This window comes from Immundisolibacter sp. (assembly GCF_014359565.1).
GTDB lineage: Bacteria > Pseudomonadota > Gammaproteobacteria > Immundisolibacterales > Immundisolibacteraceae > Immundisolibacter.
In genome coordinates, this window is the sequence record NZ_JACIZD010000002.1 from 239,046 (window position 1) to 257,100 (window position 18,055).

Here is an 18,055-nt window from a genome sequence, read left to right on the forward strand (position 1 = left end):
CGCCCGATCCCGCCACGGCGAGCGGTACGCGTCGGCCAGCTTGCCAGCATTACAACGGCCCTTCGCCGGCCGATCTTTATAGAGAGGAGTGACCATGAACGCGCCCGCTTGCGACCTCGAAACGCGCATCACCACCGACCTGCCGGCCATGATCGAGGGTCCGATCCCGGTCGAACCCTACGTGTCGGCCGAGTTCTTCGAGCGCGAGCGCGAACGCATCTTCAAGCGCGTCTGGCTGAACCTGTGCCGGGCCGAGGACCTGCCCGAGGTCGGCGACTTCAAGGTGTTCGAGGTCGCAGTCTGGAAGGCCTCGATCCTGCTGGTGCACGGCAAGGACGGCACGATCCGCGCCTTTCACAACACCTGTACCCATCGTGGCAACCAGGTGGCCGCCCGCTACGGCTGCGCAGGCAACACGCGCACCTTCGTGTGCGGCTACCACGGCTGGACCTTCGAGCTGGACGGCAGCCTGCGCACGCTGCCGGCGCAGGAGTATTTCCCGGGCGTCGACAAGGCCAAACTCGGCCTGCTGCCGGTTGCCTGCGATGTATGGAACGGCTTCGTGTTCGTGAACTGGAATGCCCAGCCCGAGTGGCCGCTGGCCGAATTCCTGGGTGGACTTGGCCGGCAGATCGATGGCTACCCGTTCGCGCAGATGGAGCGCGTGGCCCGCTACAGCGCGCGCGTGGCGGTGAACTGGAAGACCTTCGTCGACGCCTTCCACGAGACCTACCACGTGGGCATGGTGCATGCCCGCTCGCTGCCGGGCTGCTCGATCCCGACCGACCTGCGCCACGAGTTCGACACGCTGGCCTCGGCCCGCTTCTACCCGCCGCACCACTCGGCCAGCAACCGCATGGTCAGCCGCGTGGACGTGACGCCGGTCAGCGCCGCCGCCTGGCAGCTTGGCCCGAGCTTCGCCGCCAACGAGGCCGCGCCGCGCCTGCCGGGCACCAACCCGAGCGACGATCCGCGCTGGTATTTCGACATCAACGTGTTCTTTCCGAACTTCTTCGTCGATGTCGGGCCGGGCTGGTATTTCACCTACAACTTCTGGCCAATCAGCGTCGACGAGACCGAATGGACCATGGACATCTACCAGTACGCCGCCGCCGACGTCGGCCAGCGCATCGCCCAGGAACACACCAAGGTGCTGCTGCGCGACCTGCTGTACGAGGACCTGAGCACCATGGAGACCACCCACCGGGCGCTCAAGTCCGGCGCCCTGAAACACATGACGGTGGGTCCGGTGATGGAGGTGGCCGTGCGCCACCAGTACACGAACGTCATGCTCTGGGTAAACGGGGAGGTGTGAGCGACGGCCCATCCCCTGCCCGCCGCCTTTGCCGACCTGCAGTCACTGGCGGACCGCTATGCGCTGCCGACCGAACGGGAACGCCATGCCGAGCGCCTGAAAGGACCGTTTGCGGACCTCAAGGCCCTGTACGACGCCGTGTTGCCGCGCCTGGACGCCATCCATGCACACCTGAAGCAGTACCCGTGGCCGGAGCTGCCGCCGGCCGAACGGTCACTGCTGAATCTGGCGCTGGCGCTGATGGAAGTGTCGCTGGCGGTGGAATCGCACGGCCAGCCGATGGTGCCGTTCGGCTTCGATCACACGCGCTTTCGGGTGCATTTCTGAACCGAGGGCATTTGTGAACCGAGCGCGGCCGGCCGCGCTCGCCAGGAGCGCGCTGCTTACTCGCCCATCATGGTCTGCAGGAAGTTCTGCTCGCCGACCTTGTCGAACAGCGCCAGGTGCGTCTCCAGCCAGTCGACGTGTTCTTCCTCGCCTTCCAGGATGTCCTCCAGCAGCTCGCGGGTGACGTAGTCGCCGCACTGCTCGCAGTGCGCGATGGCTTCGCGCAGCAGCGGAATGGCTTCGTGCTCCAGGCGCAGGTCGCATTCGAGCACCTCGCGCACGTGCTCGCCGATGTACAGCTTGCCCAGGTCCTGCAGATTCGGCAGACCCTCCAGGAACAGCACGCGCTTGATCAGCCGGTCGGCGTGCTTCATCTCGTCGATGGATTCCTCGTATTCCTTCTTGTAGAGCTTCTTCAGGCCCCAGTTGTCGGCCATGCGGGCGTGCAGGAAGTACTGGTTGATGGCCGTCAGCTCGTTCTTGAGCACGCGGTTGAGGAATTCGATGACCTTGGCGTCACCTTTCATGGCAGATCTCCGGCAAATGCGGGGGCGAAGTCGATTATAGGGGCCCGTACCCTCCGTCCAGCCCGCGCAGGCCGATCGGGAAGTTTCAGCCGACGCTGGCCAGGCGCGCCGCCGGCACGGCCCCCGCATGATCGGCCGCTTCCAGCAGGGTCGTGGCGAGTTGGGCGCACTTGCCGCAGCAGGTGGCCACGCGCAGCGTCTGCGCCAGCTCGGTGAGGCTGCGCGCCCCGGCCTGGGCCGCCTGTCGAATGGCCCTGTCGGTCACGCCGTGACACACGCATACGTACATGGGACTGGCACCGGTTTGAATTCCGTTGCGGTGATTCGATTACAAATGCGAATGATTGTCAACGACGCGCCCGGACGGCCGCGCGCCGGCCCTGCCGCCCGGCAATCAATCGCCCGCGACGAGCGCCTCACGCACGTGCTGCATGCGCTGACCGACGGTGTACAGCGAAAGCACCGCGATCAACACGACGGCCGGCCCCAGCAACCCCAGCAGCAGGCCGGCGATCAGCAACACCAGGCGCTCGGCGCGGCTCATCAGACCCACCTTGCAGTCGATGCCCAGCCCCTCGGCGCGGGCACGCGCGTAGCTGACCAGCAGCGAGCCGAGCAGCGCCAGTACCACCAGCGCCACCAGCAGCGGCCGGCCGTCGCTGGCGAAGCGGTACGCCACCGCGGCCAGCACGGTGCCCTCGGATATCCGATCGAGCGTGGAGTCGAAAAACGCACCAAACGGACTGGTCTGGTCGGTGGCCCGCGCCAGCATGCCGTCCACCAGATCGCCCAGCCCGGCCACGATCAGCACCAGCGCCCCCAGGCGCAGCCAGCCGGCGCCGATGCACAGCGCCGCCAGAACGCTCAATGCCAGCGCCGCCAGCGTGACCTGGTTGGGCGTCACCTGACGCATGGCGAGCCACTCGACCACCGGTTCGAGGCGCGCACGCAGCGGACCCTCGAAACGCTCGCGCAAGTTCTCCAGCATGGCTTCGGTGCTCCGGGTTCAGGACTGTGAATCGACAAGTTGCCAGGCGACCTGCCCGCCGGCGCGCAGCGGCACCAGCCGGTCGTCGCCAAAGGGCAGGCTGTCGGGCACGGCGGTGGGCGCGCGGCGCAGGGTGAGCGTGCCGGTGTTGCGCGCCAGGCGGTAGAAGTCGGCCCCGTGATGGCTGGCGAAGGCTTCGAGCCGCTGCAGCGCGCCGGCCGCCTCGAAGACTTCCGCATACAGTTCGATGCCGGCGTGGGCGCTGTAGATGCCGGCGCAGCCGCAGGCGCTCTGCTTCTGGCCTCGCGGGTGCGGCGCGCTGTCGGTGCCCAGGAAAAACCGCGCATCGCCCGAAACGGCCGCCTGCAGCACGGCGGCCCGGTGCTCCTCGCGCTTGAGAATCGGCAGGCAGTAGTGGTGCGGGCGCAGGCCGCCTTCGAGCAGCGCACCGCGGTTCATCGACAGGTGCTGCGGGGTGATGCTGGCCGCCACGCCGGGCCGGGCGGCGCGCACGAAATCGACACCCTCGCGCGTGGTGACGTGCTCGAGCACCACGCGCAGGGCCGGGAAGCGCGCCACCAGCGGCGCCAGGTGGCGGTCGATGAACACCGCCTCGCGGTCGAACACGTCCACCGCCGGATCGGTCACCTCACCGTGCACCAGCAGCGGCAGGTCCAGCGCCTGCATGACCTCCAGCGCCGGGTAGATGGCCTCCACCCGCCGCACGCCGGCATCCGAATGCGTGGTGGCGCCGGCCGGATACAGCTTGACGCCGACGATGCCGGCCGCCTTGGCGGCGGTCAGTTCCTGCGCCGAGGTGGTTTCGGTCAGGTACAGCGTCAGCAGGGGCGTGAAATCCAGCCCCGCCGGCAGGGCGGCCAGGATGCGCTGCCGATAGGCCAGCGCCGCCTCGACCGTGCTCAGCGGCGGGCGCAGGTTGGGCATCACCACCGCGCGCGCGAAGCGCCGCGCCGTATCACCGAGCACCGCCGCCAGCGCCGGCCCGTCGCGCAGGTGCAGGTGGCAGTCGTCGGGGCGGGTCAGGGTCAGCGTGTCCATGGCGCGGCGGGTGATGAAACGGCGCGCCATTATCCGGCCAGCCGGCGCCGGCTGCGCGCCGGTGGTGACGCGTGCGGGGCCCGCGGCAGGCAGGTCAGCGGCCCGCCATGGGCTGCTAAACTCAGCTCCCGGCGGGGCCACCCCCCGACCGGCGTTCGGGCCGCGGCAAACACAGGGCCGCCGGCCTGCTCCGGTTTCACCCAAACACGCGGAGATCCTGCATGAACAAACCGGAAGGCGGCCTGCCTGCGGTAGGCGGCCAGCTTGCGCACGATGAAGACCCGCTGGAAACCCGCGACTGGCTCGACGCCCTGCGCTCGCTGGCGCAGGTGGAAGGTGAGCCGCGCGCCCGCTTCATCCTGGAAACCCTGCAGGACGAGGCGCAGCGACTGGGCCTGAACCTGCCGCAGGGCCTGACCACGGCGTACCTGAATACCATCCCGACCGCGCACCAGCCGGCCTACCCGGGCGATCAGGAACTGGAAGGCCGCATCCGCGCCGCGCTGCGCTGGAACGCCATGGCCATGGTGACGCGCGCCAACCGCGAATCGACCGAGCTGGGCGGCCACATCGCCAGCTACGCCTCGCTGGCCACCATCTACGAGGTCGGCTTCAATCATTTCTTTCACGCGCCCGGCGAGGCCGGCGCCGGCGACCTGGTGTTCTTCCAGGGCCACACGTCGCCGGGCATGTACGCGCGGGCTTTCCTCGAAGGCCGCCTGAGCGAGCGCGACCTGGATCACTTCCGCCAGGAGCTGGCCGACGGCGGCGGCCTGTCGTCCTACCCGCACCCGTGGCTGATGCCGGAGTTCTGGAGCCTGCCGACGGTATCGATGGGCCTGGCATCCATGATGGCCATCTACCAGGCCCGCTTCATGGCCTATCTGGACGCCCGCGGCCTGGCGCCGATGGACGGCCGCAAGGTCTACGCCTTCCTGGGCGACGGCGAGATGGACGAGCCCGAATCCCGCGGCGCGTTGGCGGTGGCCGGGCGCGAGAAGCTCGACAACCTGATCTTCATCGTCAACTGCAACCTGCAGCGCCTGGACGGCCCGGTACGCGGCAACGGCAAGATCATCCAGGAGCTGGAAGGCGAGTTCCGCGGCAACGGCTGGAACGTGATCAAGGTGATCTGGGGCTCGGAGTGGGACGACCTGCTCGGCCGCGACCGCAGTGGCCTGCTGCGCCAACGCATGGAGGAAGCCCTCGACGGTGAGTACCAGGCCTACAAGGCCCGCGGCGGCAAGTACACGCGCGAGCGCTTCTTCGGCAAGTACCCGGAGCTGCTGCGCCTGGTCGAGCATCTGTCGGACGACGACATCTACCGCCTGCGCCGCGGCGGCAACGACCCGCTGAAGATCTACGCCGCCTTCGACGCCGCCGTGCGCCACCGCGGCCAGCCGACGGTGATCCTGTTCAAGACCGTCAAGGGCTACGGCATGGGCACCGCCGGCGAAGGTCAGAACATCACCCACCAGCAGAAGAAGATGACCGACGAGCAGGTGCGCGCCTTTCGCGACCGCTTCCGGGTGCCGATTCCGGACGACCAGCTGGCGTCCATCCCCTACTACAAGCCGGCCGAAGACAGCCCCGAAATGCAGTACCTGCGCGCCCGGCGCGAGGCGCTGGGCGGCTACCTGCCGGCGCGCCGCGCGCAGGCGCCGCGCCTGACCATCCCCGGCCTGCCCGCCTTCGAGAAACTGCTGGAAGGCACCGGCGAGCGCGAAATCTCGACCACCATGGCCTTCGTGCGCATCCTGACGCAGCTGACCAAGGACCCGAACATCGGCCAGCACCTGGTGCCGATCGTGCCGGACGAGGCGCGCACCTTCGGCATGGAGGGCCTGTTCCGCCAGCTGGGCATCTATTCCCCGGAAGGCCAGCTGTACGAACCCGAAGACGCCGGCCACTTCATGTTCTATCGCGAAGACAAGAAGGGCCAGATCCTGGAGGAAGGCATCAACGAGGCCGGCGCCTTCTGCTCCTGGATCGCCGCCGGCACCTCCTACGCCATGCACGGCGTGTCGATGATCCCCTTCTACATCTTCTATTCGATGTTCGGCTTCCAGCGCGTCGGCGATTTCGCCTGGGCGGCCGGCGACATGCGCACGCGCGGCTTCCTGATCGGCGGCACGGCCGGGCGCACCACGCTGGCTGGCGAGGGCCTGCAGCACCAGGACGGCCACAGCCACCTGCTGGCGGCCACCATCCCCAACTGCGTGGCCTACGACCCGGCCTACATGTACGAACTGGCGGTCATCATCCAGGACGGCATGCGGCGCATGTACGAGGCCGACGAGAGCGTCTACTACTACATCACCGTCGAGAACGAGAACTACGCCCACCCGCCGATGCCCGATGGCGTGACCGAGGGCATCCTGCGCGGCCTGTATCGCCTGCCGGGGACTGCGGCCAAGAAAACCCGCGCCAAGGCCACGCCGCGCGTGCAGCTGCTCAGCAGCGGCGCCATCCTGCGCGAGGCCCTGGCGGCCGCCGACATCCTGAGCAAGGACTTTGGCGTGCAGGCCGACGTATGGAGCGCCACCAGCTTCAACGAGCTGCGCCGCGACGGCCTGTCGGTGCAGCGCTGGAACCGCCTGCATCCCACCGCCAAGCCGCGCAAGAGCTACGTCGAGCAGTGCCTGGACGGCAGCGACGGGCCGGTCATCGCCGCCACCGACTACATGCAGGCCTACGCCGACCAGATCCGGCCCTGGGTGCGTGGCCGCTACGAGGTGCTGGGCACCGACGGCTTCGGGCGCAGCGACACGCGCCGGCGACTGCGCCAGTTCTTCGAGGTCAGCCGCGAGCACATCGCCTACGCGGCGCTCAAGGCCCTGGCCGACGAGGGCACGCTCCCGGTCAAAACCGTGGCCGACGCTGCCGGCAAGCTGGGCATCGACCCCGAGCGGCCCGACCCGGCCACCGTCTGAGACGCACGGAGCACAACAACAAATGCAACAGAACCTCATCGTGCCGGGACTGGCCGAGAACGTGCACGAGGCCGACGTGGCCGAGGTGTCCGTCAAGCCCGGCGACACGATCCGCGAAGGCGACATCATCCTGACGCTGGAAACCGACAAGGCGGCCATGGAACTGCCGGCCGAGTTCGGCGGCAAGGTGACCGCCGTGCGCGTGAAGGCCGGCGACCGGGTCAAGGAAGGCGATGTCATCGCCGTGCTGGAAACCACAGCCAGCGCCACGCCGCCGCCAAAGGAAGCCGCCGCCCCCGAACCGGCATCGGCGCCCAAAGCCGCCTCCGCCCCTGCCGCCGAAGCGTCACCCGAGCCAGCAGCCGCTGCGGCGCCCGCGGCTGCGCCGGCGTCTCCAGCGGCCAGCACGCCCACCGTGCAACCGGTCACCTGCCCGGACCTTGGCGACGGCAAGGCCGCCGACGTGATCGAGCTGGCCGTGAAACCCGGCGACACGGTGGCCGAGGGCGACGCCCTCCTCACGGTGGAGACCGAGAAGGCCGCCACCGAACTGCCGGCGCCGTTCGCCGGCACGGTGCGCGAACTGAAGGTCAAGGTCGGCGACAAACTGAAAACCGGCGACCTGGTGGCCATGATCGAAACGGCGGCGCAGGCACCCGCCGCGGCACCGGAACCCGTACCGGAGGCGGCATCACCGCCGGGCGCTGCACCTGCGCCCCTGGCGGCCAGTCCGGCGCCGCAGATCACTGCTGCGCCCCCACCCTCCGGCCAGCTGCCCCACGCCACGCCATCGGTACGCCGCTTCGCACGCGAACTGGGTGTCGATCTGGCCCAGGTCACCGGCAGCGGGCGCAAGGGCCGCATCACACAGGAAGACGTGCAGGCTTACGTCAAGTCCGTCCTGCAGGGCGGGGCGGCGGGAACTGCGAGCGGCGCCGGCCTGGCGCCGCTGCCGGCAATCGATTTTGCCCAGTGGGGCGAGGTCGAGACGGTGGCGCTCAGCCGCATCCGCCAGCTGACCGGCGAGAATCTGGGCCGTTCCTGGCCGCAGGTGCCGCAGGTCACGCAGCACGACGAGGCCGACATCACGGACCTGGAAGCCTTCCGCAAGGCGCGCGGCAAGGACGCCGAGGCCCGCGGCACCAAGCTGACCGTGGTGGCGCTGCTGCTGAAGGCCTGTGCGGGGGCGCTGAAAGTCTTCCCGGACTTCAACGCCAGCCTGGCGGCCGACGGCAAGTCGCTGATCGTCAAGCGCTACGTCCACATCGGCGTGGCCGTGGACACGCCCAATGGCCTGGTGGTGCCGGTGATTCGCGACGTGGACCGCAAGGGCATCATCGACCTGGCGGCGGAACTCGCGGACCTGAGCGCCCGCGCCCGCGAGCGCAAGCTCAAATCCGACGAGATGCGCGGCGGCAGCTTCACCATCTCCAGCCTGGGCGGCATCGGCGGCACCGCCTTCACGCCGATCGTCAACTGGCCGGAAGTGGCCATCCTGGGCGTGTCGCGTTCGTCCATGAAACCAGTCTGGGACGGCACCGCCTTCGTGCCGCGCCTGATGCTGCCGCTGTCGCTGTCCTACGACCACCGCGTCATCGACGGCGCCGCCGGGGCACGCTTCACCCGCCATCTGGCCGGCCTGCTGGAAGACCTGCGTGGCCTTCTGCTCTGAGATCCAACCCGCGCGGAGCGCCCATTCATGAGTAATTCCATCCGCACCCAACTGGTGGTGCTCGGTGCCGGTCCCGGCGGCTACAGCGCCGCCTTCCGGGCGGCCGATCTTGGCCTGCAGGTGGTACTGGTCGAGCGCGAGCAGCGCCTGGGCGGCGTGTGCCTGAACGTCGGCTGCATCCCGTCGAAGGCCCTGCTGCACGTGGCCAAGGTGATCGACGAGGCGGCCCACACGCCCGGCGTCGCCTTCGGCAAGCCCAAGATCGACCTGGACGGCGTTCGTGGCCAGAAGGACAAGGTCGTCAAGCGCCTGACCGATGGCCTCAGCGGCCTGGCGCGCCAGCGCAAGGTGCAGGTGGTGCGTGGCGCGGCGAAATTCACGGCCGCCCATACCCTGCGCGTCGAAGGCCCGGACGGGCCGGTCGACGTCCAATTCGAGCACGCCATTGTCGCCACCGGCTCGACGCCGGTGCGCATCCCCGGCCTGCCGGACGACCCGCGCGTCATGGACTCCACCGGCGCGCTGGCGCTGGCGGACATCCCCGGCAAGCTGCTGGTGATCGGCGGCGGTTACATCGGCCTCGAGATGGCTACCGTGTACCGGGCGCTGGGCAGTGCGGTCAGCGTGGTCGAGTTCATGGACACGCTGCTGCCGGGCGCCGATGCGGACCTGGTCAAGCCGCTGGCCAAAAAGCTGGCCGGGGAGTTCGCCGACATTCGCCTCAAGACCAAGGTCACTGGCATCGAGGCCAAGAAAGACGGCCTGCATGTGAGCTTCGAAGGCCCGGACGGCAAGGAGGTCAAGACCTACGACCGCGCCCTGGTGGCCGTCGGCCGGCGCCCGAACGGCAAGGAGCTGGGCCTGGAGGCGCTGGGCGTGGCGGTGACCGAGCGCGGCTTCATCGAGGTCGATGCCCAGCGCCGCACCGGCGTGGCGCACATTTTTGCCATTGGTGACGTGGCCGGCGAGCCAATGCTGGCGCACAAGGCCGCCCACGAGGGCAAGGTGGCGGCGGAAGTCATCGCCGGCCACAAGGCGGCGTTTGCGCCGCTGGCGATCCCGGCGGTGGTGTTCACCGATCCGGAGATCGCCTGGGCCGGCCTGACCGAACAGCAGGCCAAGAAGGACGGTATCGCCTATGAGAAGGCGGTGTTTCCGTGGGCCGCCAACGGCCGCAGCCTGACACTCGGCCGCGACGAAGGATTGACCAAGATCCTGTTCGACCCGACCAGCCGCCGGGTGCTGGGCGTCGGCATCGTCGGCCCCGGCGCCGGTGACCTGATCGCCGAAGGCGTGCTGGCCATCGAAATGGGCGCCGATGCCCAGGACCTTGCCCTGACCATCCACGCCCATCCGACGCTGTCGGAAACCGTCGGCATGGCGGCCGAGGTCTTCGACGGCAGCGTCACGGACATCATCGCGCCCAAGCGCTGAGGTGCGCCTTTGCGGCGCACCTCGGGCGAAACCACAACGCGATCAAGCCGCCCCGCTCACTGCACGTCGATGGTCACGCTGCGCGCCGGCCCGGGCTCGACCTTGGGCAGTTCCACCCGCAGCACGCCATTGCGGTAGCTGGCCTTGGCCTGATCGGCCCTGACCGGCGCCGGTAGCGGCACGACCCGGCGAAACGCACCGTAGGCGCACTGAATGGTGCGCCAGCGACCGTCGCTGCTGTCGCGCTCGAAGCGCTTCTCGCCGCTGACGACCAGCGCGTCGTCCACCACCTCGATCTTGAAGTCGTCCTTGTCGAGGCCGGGAATTTCCAGGCGCGCCACCAGGCGCCTGTCGTCTTCCAGCAGGTCGACACCGAGCATGGACCAGGACAGGCCCGGCACCCACAGCTCGTCATCGATGCTGGACGATTCCGGCAGATTGGTCGTGTCGCCGGGTTTGAAGCGGGTCAACGCCCCGGACGCCGAACGGCGCAATTGCCGCCAGCCTTCGGAAACGTTGGACCACCACGACTCGACGTTTTCCTTCAGGTTGTTGATGTCCATCGTTGGGTCTCCTGATCACGCCAGCGGCGAGCGGCCGACCTCGTGCCGGCCGCTCGCCAGAACCCGACCGCCGGCCTGCGGCGCCGGGTGATGTTTGCCCGAACCGTCGAAAAGCGCTCTCAACGGCCCGAGCCGGCTCGACATCCCGTCACGCGGCCTGCACGCTGATGCGCCGCGGCTGTGCGTGTTCGGCCTTGGGGATACGCAGCGTCAGCACGCCGTCACGCAGCTCGGCGGTGATTTTCTCGCTGTCGAGTTCGCGCGACAGGTTGAACACGCGCCGATAGCGTGGCAGCGTGATCTCGGCGTGCGTACCCTCGAGTCCCTCCTTCATCGGCAGCTGCATTTCGCCTTCGATGCACAGCTGGTCGCCCTCGACGCGAATGTCGAGCCGGTCGCGCGGCACGCCCGGCAGGTCGGCATACAAGGTGATGCCGCTGGCGTCCTCGATCACGTCCGCCGGCGGCGGCAAGGCCGGTTCCGGCTGTTTGGCAGCTTCGTTTTGCACGATGTCCTGGCTCATGATGGTGTCCTCCGGTCGATCACTGGATGTTGATGCGGCGCGGCAGTGCAGAATCCTTGCGCTGCGCGCTTATGTGCAGCACGCCGTCGCGGTAGGTGGCCGTTACGGAGGCCGGGTCGATGCTGTCCGGCAGGCTCACCACCCGGTGGAAGCGTCCGGCAAAGCGCTCGCCCAGGTGCACGGTGGCCTTCTCCGGCACCTGCGGGGCCTTGCGTTCGCCGCTGATGGTGAGCACGCCTTTCTCGATCTGCACATCGAGGGCGGCCGGATCCACGCCGGGCGCGAAGGCAAAAATTTCCACCGAGTTGGGCGTGGAGCCGATGTTGAGTGTCGGAAAGCCTGCGCCCAGGCCGCGGATGCTCGGAGACAGCTCGAAAGCCTGGTCGAGCTCGCGGCGCAAACGGTCGAATTCCGCGAACAGATTGCGCGAGAACGGGGGTCTGTAAATTGCCATGGTGGTCCTCCTGGTGTACGGGTCGGTCCGACGACCGCCCTGCAAGTTGAACGCAAGCAAAAGATCGGTGCCACCGTGACTGCTTTCAAGAGCTCGCACAGGGTTGTGGGTAGGCTGTCGCTGCCCTTGAGTCCGGCGCCGCGCAGCCCTATTTTCCAAACCCCGGTCAACGGCTAGCACTGCCAAGGAGTGCCCATGGAGTTTCGGGACTACTACCAGATTCTCGGCGTGCCGCGTGACGCGACTGCCGACGCCATCAAGCGCGCCTTTCGCAAGCTGGCGCGCAAGTACCACCCGGACGTGTCCAAGGAACCGGACGCCGAGCAGCACATGAAGGAGGTCAACGAGGCCTACGCGGTACTGTCGGACCCCGAAAAACGCGCCGCCTATGACCAGCTCGGACCCGGCCATCGGCCCGGCGAGGAATTTCGCCCGCCGCCGGGATGGGATGCCGGGTTCGAGTTCTCGGGCGGCGGCTTCTCGCCGCATGAGGCGGCCGATTTCTCCGATTTCTTTACCGAGCTGTTCGGGCACATGGGCGCACGCCCGCGTCGCGCCGCGCATGGGCGTGGCCAGGACCATTACGCCAAGATCTACCTTGACCTCCAGGACGCCTTCACCGGCGCCACACGCGACATCACGCTACGCGTGCCGACGGTCGATAAACAAACCGGCCGCCTGAGCATGGTGCAGCGCACGCTGCGCGTGACCATTCCCAGGGGCGTGCGCGAAGGTCAGCTGATTCGCCTGGCCGGACAGGGATATCCGGGCGCCGGCAGCGGTGCGGCCGGCGATCTGCTGCTCGAAGTACACCTCAAGCCCGACGAGCGCTATCGCGTCGAGGGCCGCGATCTGAGCATGACCTTGCCGGTGGCGCCGTGGGAGGCCGCACTGGGCGCGGTGATCGCGGTGCCGCTGCCGGTGGGCGAGGTCAAGGTACGCATTCCGGCGGGCGCACAAAGCGGTACCGAGCTGCGCGTGCGCGGCAGGGGCCTGCCGGGCGATCCGCCAGGCGATCTGCTGCTGCACGTGCGGGTGGTGTTGCCGCCGGCGGACACGCCACGGGCACGGGAACTCTATGCAACGATGGCACGGGAATTGGCTTTCGATCCACGTCGCAGGAACTGAACGGCGATGAACCAGAAAGAAGCACTGATCGGCACCCTGCTCGACGAATCGTGGCTGACGCTGGAGCAGCTGGCGGCCGCCTGCGCGGCCGACGTCGAGTGGCTGCAGCAACACCTGGAGGCTGGCCTGCTGCCGCAGGCGCGGTCGCTCGGCGGGGTCTGGCGGTTCTCGTCGGCCACCCTGCGCCGGGCGCGCCGGCTGCGGCAGATCGAGCGGGATTTCGATGCGGCGCCGGAACTGGCCGGCCTGGTCGGTGACCTCATCGAGGAGATCGAGCGCCTGCGCGCGCGCCTGGCCCTGTACGGCCTGGGCTGAACCGCCAGCGGCCCGTGGATGATCAGCGCGCCATCGGGCGGGCCCGCGCAGCGGAGCTGACACGCCGCTGCGGGCGCGCTATGCGGCTGTCAGTCCTGCTCGGCTGCCTGCTGCTGGGCACCTGGCACTCGCCCGGCGTGGCTGCCTGGCAGGGCGAGCAGCGCACGATCACGCCACGCGGCGCGCTCGGTGCGGACGAGCGTGCCGTCATCGAGCTGTTCGAGCGCACCCGCGACTCGGTGGTCTACATCAGCACCGCCGAGCTGGTGCAGGATTTCTGGACGCGCAACGTGTTTGCCGTGCCGCGCGGCACCGGCTCGGGCTTCGTGTGGGACGAGGCGGGGCACGTGGTGACCAATTTTCACGTCATCCAGGGCGCTGCGCGCGCCACGGTGCGCCTGGCCGATGGGCGCGACTATCCGGCGCGCCTGGTGGGGGCAAGCCCAGCGCACGACATCGCCGTGCTCAGGATCGGCGTCGATTTCAAGTCGCCGCCGCCGGTGCCGATCGGCACCAGCCACGACCTGAAGGTGGGGCAGAAGGTGTTTGCCATCGGCAACCCCTTCGGACTCGACTGGACCTTGACCACAGGCATCGTCTCGGCGCTCGACCGCAGCCTGCCGGCCCAGGAGGGCGGCAGCATCGTCGAACATCTGATCCAGACCGATGCCGCCATCAACCCCGGCAATTCGGGCGGACCGCTGCTGGATTCGGCCGGTCGGCTGATCGGCATCAACACCGCCATTTACAGCCCCTCGGGCGCCTCGGCCGGCATTGGCTTCGCCGTTCCGGTCGACACCGTCATGCGCGTGGTGCCGCAGCTGATCCGGCACGGCAGGTACACGCGCCCGGCGCTGGGTGTCGAAGTCGACGAAGGCGTCAATGCGCGCCTGAGCCGGCTGCTCGGCATCGAGGGCGTGTTCGTGCTGGATGTCGCGCCGGGCTCGCCGGCGGCGGCGGCCGGCCTCACGCCGCTGCGCTTGACGCCCGACGGGCGCATGGCGGCGGGCGACATCATCATCGCCGTGGCCGGCAAGCCGGTGGATTCGGTGGCGCGCCTGCTGGCCCGGCTCGACGATTTCTCCGTCGGCGACGTGGTGCAGATCGGTCTGCTACGCGGCGGGCAACAACGTACCGTGACCGTCACCCTGCAGGCGGAAAACTGATCCGAACCGGCTAGGGTCGCTGGCGGGCGCGCGCCAGCTCGATGATGCGCCGGTTCTGTTCGCGCACGGCAGCGTTGTTGCCGGCCAGGGAGTCGGAGCGGGACGCCAGCGTGGCGGCCTGATCGAAGTCGCCGTTTTGCAGGCGCAGCCAGGCCAGCTTCTGCCATAGCACCGGATCCTGCGGTCGGATACGCAGCGCCCGCTCCAGCTGCGCCGCCGCGGACGCATAGTCGCCGGCGGCGGCCTGCCGGTCGGCCAGCGCCACCAGCGACCCGGTGGCCGTCGGCTGCGCCGGTGGCGCAGGGGTGGCGCTGGCCGGTGGCGCCGACGGCGGTGGGCCGGGCCGGATGATGGCCGATGCCGGCGGCTGCGGCCTGGGCAAGGGCTGCGCCGGCGGCAGGGGCGCCTGTGGCGCCTGACTGGTAGGTGGCGGCGGCGCAGGCTCGGGCTCGGGCCGCGGCGGCGGTGCACTGACGCAACCGGCCAGCAGCAGCGGGCCGGCCAGCAACAGCCGCCACCGCGGCTTCGAGCGGCGGTTCAGAACAGCTTGCGCAACCAGCGCCATGAGTCGTCGTCCTTGTGTTGCGGAGGTGAAATGGCGGCGCCGTCGCAGGGCGCGGCGCCAGGCGGCGCGCCGCCGTCCAGCACCGGCATGCCAAAGCCGCCCGGACACTGCGCCGCCGGCAGCCAGGGACCATCGGGCGCCTGCACCCAGCGAATGCCGGGCGGCTCGGCCAGGGTCAGCGGCACCGCCGGCAGGCGACCGATCAGATCGGTCCAGATGCGCATGGCGCCGCTGGCGCCGTACAGGCCGGTCTCGCCGTTGTCGTCCAGACCCACCCACACCGCCGCCACCGTGTTGCCGGTGAAGCCGGCAAACCAGGAGTCGCGGCTGTCGTTGGTGGTGCCGGTCTTGCCGGCCACGTTCAGGCCCGGCAGCACGCGCCCGAGCGCCCGCGCGGTGCCGTTGCGGGCCACTTCCTGCAGCGCCGTGTTGACCAGAAACACCGCCGCCGGATCGAGCTTTTGTTCCACCGACATCGGGTAGCTGGCCAGCGGCTTGCCGTCCTTGTCGGTCACGGCGTGGATGCCGCGCAGATGCAGCCGAAAGCCGCCGGCGGCCAGCGTCAGGTATATGCGCGTGACTTCGAACGGGGTCAGCTCGACCGCGCCCAGCAGCACCGACGGCACCTCGGGCAGGTCGCGCGTCACGCCCAGCGCGCGCAGGGTCTTGAGCACGCTCGGCACGCCGACCTGCAGGCCCAGCGCCACCGTGGCGCTGTTGCGCGACTCGGCGAGTCCCCGCAGCAAGGACACGTCGCCCGCATAGTCGTCACCGGAGTTGCGTGGTTGCCAGCTCTGGCCGCTCGGCAGGCGCACCGACATGCGCCGGTCGTCCAGGCGCGTGGCCAGGTTGAAGCGCTCCGGCTGCGCCAGCGCCGTCAGGTACACCGCCGGCTTGGCCAGCGAGCCGATCTGGCGCTGGGCGTCCAGCGCCCGGTTGTAGCCGTCGAACCGCGGATCGCGGTCGCCGACCAGCGCCAGCACCTCGCCAGTGGCGATGTCCGCCGCCACGGCGGCCATCTGCAGATCGGGCAGCTTGCGCTGCTTGGCGAGTGCACCACCCTGTTCGGTGACTGCCGCCTCGGCCGCCACCTGCACCGCCGGGTCCATGGTGGCGAAGATGCGCAGGCCCTCGTTGCGCAGCACCTGTTCCGGGTAGTCGCGTTGCAACTGGCGCCGCACCAGGTCCAGGAAGGCCGGATAGCGGGCCATCGTCAGCGAGCTGCGCTTGACCACCCGCAGCGGCTTGGCCTGCTCGGCGGCAACCTGCTCGGGCGTCAGCTGGCCCTGCTCGCCCAGCAGGCGCAGGGCAAGGTTGCGCCGCGCCGTGGCGCGCTCGGGATGGCGCCGCGGGTCGTAGTAGGACGGCGCCTGCACCATGCCGGCCAGCAGCGCCAGCTGGCCGGTATCCAGTTCGCCCAGCGGGCGGCCGAAGTACAGCATCGCGCCCTGCGCCACGCCGTGCACGCCGCGCCCGCCGACCTGGCCCAGGAACACCTCGTTCAGGTACGACTCGAGGATGTCGTCCTTGCTGTAATGGGTTTCCAGCAGCACCGCCATGATGGCCTCGGTGAGCTTGCGCCACACCGTGCGGTCGGCGGTCAGGAAGTAGTTCTTGACCAGTTGCTGGGTCAGCGTGCTGCCGCCCTGCACCACCGCGCCAGCCCGCACGTCCGCCCACAGGGCGCGCCCGATGGCACGCGCCGACACGCCGCGGTGGCGGTAGAAGTCCCGATCCTCCAGCGTCAGCAGGGCCTGCACCAGCACCGGCGGCACCTCCGGCAGGCGCACCAGCAACCGGTCCTCGTTGCTGGCCGGATAGAAACCGCCGATGAATTCCGGCTCCAGGCGCAGCAGCGGCAGCTCACCCTCATCGCCATACAGGCCGGCGATCTGCCGGCCATCGAAGCGGATTTCCACCTTGCGCGGCGGCTCCGGGCCGTCCCAGAACTGAAAGCCGCGCGTGTAGACGAGCAGTCGATTGCCGCGCACGGCATAGCTGCCGACACCGGTCGGTTCACCGCGCTGATAGCCCAGGCGATCGAGCGCCTCGACCACCCGCGGCGGGTCGAGCGGCACGCCGGCGTAAAGCTCCAGCGGCCGGGCGAACACGCGCGCCGGCAGTGCCCAGCGCTGGCCCTCGAATTTCTCGCGAATGACCCGGTCCAGGTGCACCGCGTACAGGGCGAGTCCGGCAAGACCCGCCAGCGCGAGCGGCAGCAGCCATCCCAGCCAGCGGCGGCGGATGGCAGGACGTGGGCGCGGTTTGGGCATGGGCAGTGCAGTATCGGCGGCAGGTTTAACCTACTAGTCTAGCGTGCCGACCCGACCCCACCGTGCCCCAATGCGTGCGGCTTGCAAAGCGAGGAGGAAGCCATGTTCGAACCGGACCGTTTCGTCGCCGACTGCCGGACTGCCCTGCTCAGTGCCGATCCGGCCGCCGCCATCGCCGCCCTGCTGGCGGACGCCCTGCGCGACCCGCAGGCGCTGGTGGACGCCTTTGCACCCGGCGCAGACCAGCCCGGCGTGGTGCCGCTGTTTCGCTCCGACAGCCTGACCGTGGCGCACGTCATCAGCGCGCCGGGCAGCCGCAGCCCGGTCCACAACCACCGCATGTGGGGCGTGATCGGCATCTACGCCGGGCAGGAGGACAACCACCTGTATCGGCGCGGCGCGCACGGCCTGATCGATGGCGGCCTGCGCAGCCTGCGCCCCGGCGACGTGTTCGTGATGGACCCCGAACTGATCCACGCCGTGGCAAATCCGCTGACCACCCTCAACGGCGGCCTGCATGTGTACGGCGGCGACCTGATGGCCCGCCCCGGCCGCAGCCTGTGGGACCCGGACAGCGGCGCCGAGGAAGCCTATGCCTTCGAGCGGGTGCTCGAGTACACGGCGCGCCTGAGCGGCTGAGGAAGCTGAATACATCCATCCAGGATTTTCCAGCGACCGCGACCTGGAAAGACCGGGTAGGAGCCCAGCTTCGCTGCGCGATGATCGCCCGGCACAGCCGGGCTCTACAGGTTTCCGATGGCTCACACAATCAGCGGCTTGCAGCCACCGGTGCCGGCCGACCCGCGGCGGGCC

General features: G+C 69.3%; 18 protein-coding genes. 9 read left to right on the forward strand and 9 right to left on the reverse strand.

The genetic code is table 11. The features are described from left to right. Window positions 1-94 precede the first annotated feature (94 nt). A complete protein-coding gene (locus tag H5U26_RS04935) occupies window positions 95-1,315 on the forward strand; it encodes an aromatic ring-hydroxylating dioxygenase subunit alpha (protein WP_290617250.1) in 1,221 nt (406 codons plus the stop codon). A 141-nt stretch (window positions 1,316-1,456) separates the two neighbouring features. Then, the gene (locus H5U26_RS04940; protein ID WP_290617252.1) at window positions 1,457-1,642 is read left to right on the forward strand and encodes a hypothetical protein; all 186 of its coding nucleotides are present in this window, start codon (window positions 1,457-1,459) and stop codon (window positions 1,640-1,642) included. Between the two features lie 56 nt (window positions 1,643-1,698). Here the strand turns inward: H5U26_RS04940 and bfr are convergent, their stop codons facing one another. The 4 genes from bfr to pyrC form a co-directional block, all read right to left on the reverse strand. Beyond that, a complete protein-coding gene (bfr, locus tag H5U26_RS04945; RefSeq protein ID WP_290617254.1) occupies window positions 1,699-2,169 on the reverse strand; it encodes a bacterioferritin in 471 nt (156 codons plus the stop codon). 85 nt (window positions 2,170-2,254) lie between these two features. Further along, window positions 2,255-2,458, reverse strand: coding sequence for a (2Fe-2S)-binding protein (locus tag H5U26_RS04950; protein ID WP_290617256.1), 204 nt, complete (start codon window positions 2,456-2,458; stop codon window positions 2,255-2,257). A gap of 105 nt (window positions 2,459-2,563) precedes the next feature. Next, on the reverse strand, window positions 2,564-3,157 hold the full coding sequence (locus tag H5U26_RS04955; protein ID WP_290617258.1) for a CDP-alcohol phosphatidyltransferase family protein: 594 nt from the start codon (window positions 3,155-3,157) through the stop codon (window positions 2,564-2,566). An 18-nt stretch (window positions 3,158-3,175) separates the two neighbouring features. Next, window positions 3,176-4,216: a dihydroorotase gene (pyrC, locus tag H5U26_RS04960; RefSeq protein WP_366055891.1), complete on the reverse strand. Its 1,041-nt coding sequence runs from the start codon at window positions 4,214-4,216 to the stop codon at window positions 3,176-3,178. A 221-nt stretch (window positions 4,217-4,437) separates the two neighbouring features. On the opposite strand from pyrC, the gene aceE reads away from it, so the two are divergent. Genes aceE through lpdA form a run of 3 tightly spaced genes read left to right on the forward strand, consistent with a single transcriptional unit; the run spans window position 4,438 to window position 10,255 of the window. Further along, window positions 4,438-7,149: a pyruvate dehydrogenase (acetyl-transferring), homodimeric type gene (gene aceE, locus H5U26_RS04965; RefSeq protein WP_290617262.1), complete on the forward strand. Its 2,712-nt coding sequence runs from the start codon at window positions 4,438-4,440 to the stop codon at window positions 7,147-7,149. Window positions 7,150-7,171: 22 nt separating this feature from the next. After that, entirely contained in the window at window positions 7,172-8,821 is a 1,650-nt protein-coding gene (aceF, locus tag H5U26_RS04970) for a dihydrolipoyllysine-residue acetyltransferase (protein WP_290617264.1), read from the forward strand. 27 nt (window positions 8,822-8,848) lie between these two features. Then, the gene (gene lpdA, locus H5U26_RS04975) at window positions 8,849-10,255 is read left to right on the forward strand and encodes a dihydrolipoyl dehydrogenase (protein ID WP_290617266.1); all 1,407 of its coding nucleotides are present in this window, start codon (window positions 8,849-8,851) and stop codon (window positions 10,253-10,255) included. Window positions 10,256-10,311: 56 nt separating this feature from the next. On the opposite strand, the gene H5U26_RS04980 is transcribed toward lpdA, so the two are convergent. From H5U26_RS04980 to H5U26_RS04990, 3 genes are all read right to left on the reverse strand, one after another. Next, window positions 10,312-10,818 carry an Hsp20/alpha crystallin family protein gene (locus H5U26_RS04980; RefSeq protein WP_290617268.1) on the reverse strand — a complete coding sequence of 169 codons (507 nt, stop codon included), beginning with the start codon at window positions 10,816-10,818 and terminating at the stop codon, window positions 10,312-10,314. Between the two features lie 148 nt (window positions 10,819-10,966). Further along, complete coding sequence (locus H5U26_RS04985) at window positions 10,967-11,341, reverse strand: Hsp20/alpha crystallin family protein (RefSeq protein WP_290617270.1); 375 nt, start codon at window positions 11,339-11,341, stop codon at window positions 10,967-10,969. Window positions 11,342-11,360: 19 nt separating this feature from the next. Then, complete coding sequence (locus tag H5U26_RS04990; RefSeq protein WP_366055892.1) at window positions 11,361-11,789, reverse strand: Hsp20/alpha crystallin family protein; 429 nt, start codon at window positions 11,787-11,789, stop codon at window positions 11,361-11,363. Window positions 11,790-11,990: 201 nt separating this feature from the next. Here H5U26_RS04990 and H5U26_RS04995 point away from each other — a divergent pair, with 201 nt between their 5' ends. The 3 genes from H5U26_RS04995 to H5U26_RS05005 all read left to right on the forward strand — a co-directional run bounded on the left by H5U26_RS04995 (window position 11,991) and on the right by H5U26_RS05005 (window position 14,404). Next, a complete protein-coding gene (locus tag H5U26_RS04995) occupies window positions 11,991-12,923 on the forward strand; it encodes a DnaJ C-terminal domain-containing protein (protein ID WP_290617274.1) in 933 nt (310 codons plus the stop codon). Window positions 12,924-12,929: 6 nt separating this feature from the next. Beyond that, on the forward strand, window positions 12,930-13,238 hold the full coding sequence (locus H5U26_RS05000) for a hypothetical protein (protein WP_290617276.1): 309 nt from the start codon (window positions 12,930-12,932) through the stop codon (window positions 13,236-13,238). 80 nt (window positions 13,239-13,318) lie between these two features. Beyond that, window positions 13,319-14,404: a trypsin-like peptidase domain-containing protein gene (locus H5U26_RS05005; RefSeq protein WP_366055883.1), complete on the forward strand. Its 1,086-nt coding sequence runs from the start codon at window positions 13,319-13,321 to the stop codon at window positions 14,402-14,404. Between the two features lie 10 nt (window positions 14,405-14,414). Here the strand turns inward: H5U26_RS05005 and H5U26_RS05010 are convergent, their stop codons facing one another. Together H5U26_RS05010 and mrcB are read right to left on the reverse strand one after the other, a co-directional pair. After that, complete coding sequence (locus H5U26_RS05010; RefSeq protein WP_290617278.1) at window positions 14,415-14,969, reverse strand: tetratricopeptide repeat protein; 555 nt, start codon at window positions 14,967-14,969, stop codon at window positions 14,415-14,417. Continuing rightward, window positions 14,942-17,242: a penicillin-binding protein 1B gene (mrcB, locus tag H5U26_RS05015; protein WP_290617280.1), complete on the reverse strand. Its 2,301-nt coding sequence runs from the start codon at window positions 17,240-17,242 to the stop codon at window positions 14,942-14,944. The genes H5U26_RS05010 and mrcB overlap by 28 nt, the downstream gene beginning before the upstream one ends. Window positions 17,243-17,344: 102 nt before the next feature. On the opposite strand from mrcB, the gene H5U26_RS05020 reads away from it, so the two are divergent. Next, window positions 17,345-17,881 (forward strand): hypothetical protein, encoded by a 537-nt coding sequence (locus H5U26_RS05020; RefSeq protein ID WP_290617282.1) that lies wholly within the window; start codon window positions 17,345-17,347, stop codon window positions 17,879-17,881. Window positions 17,882-18,055: the final 174 nt, after the last annotated feature.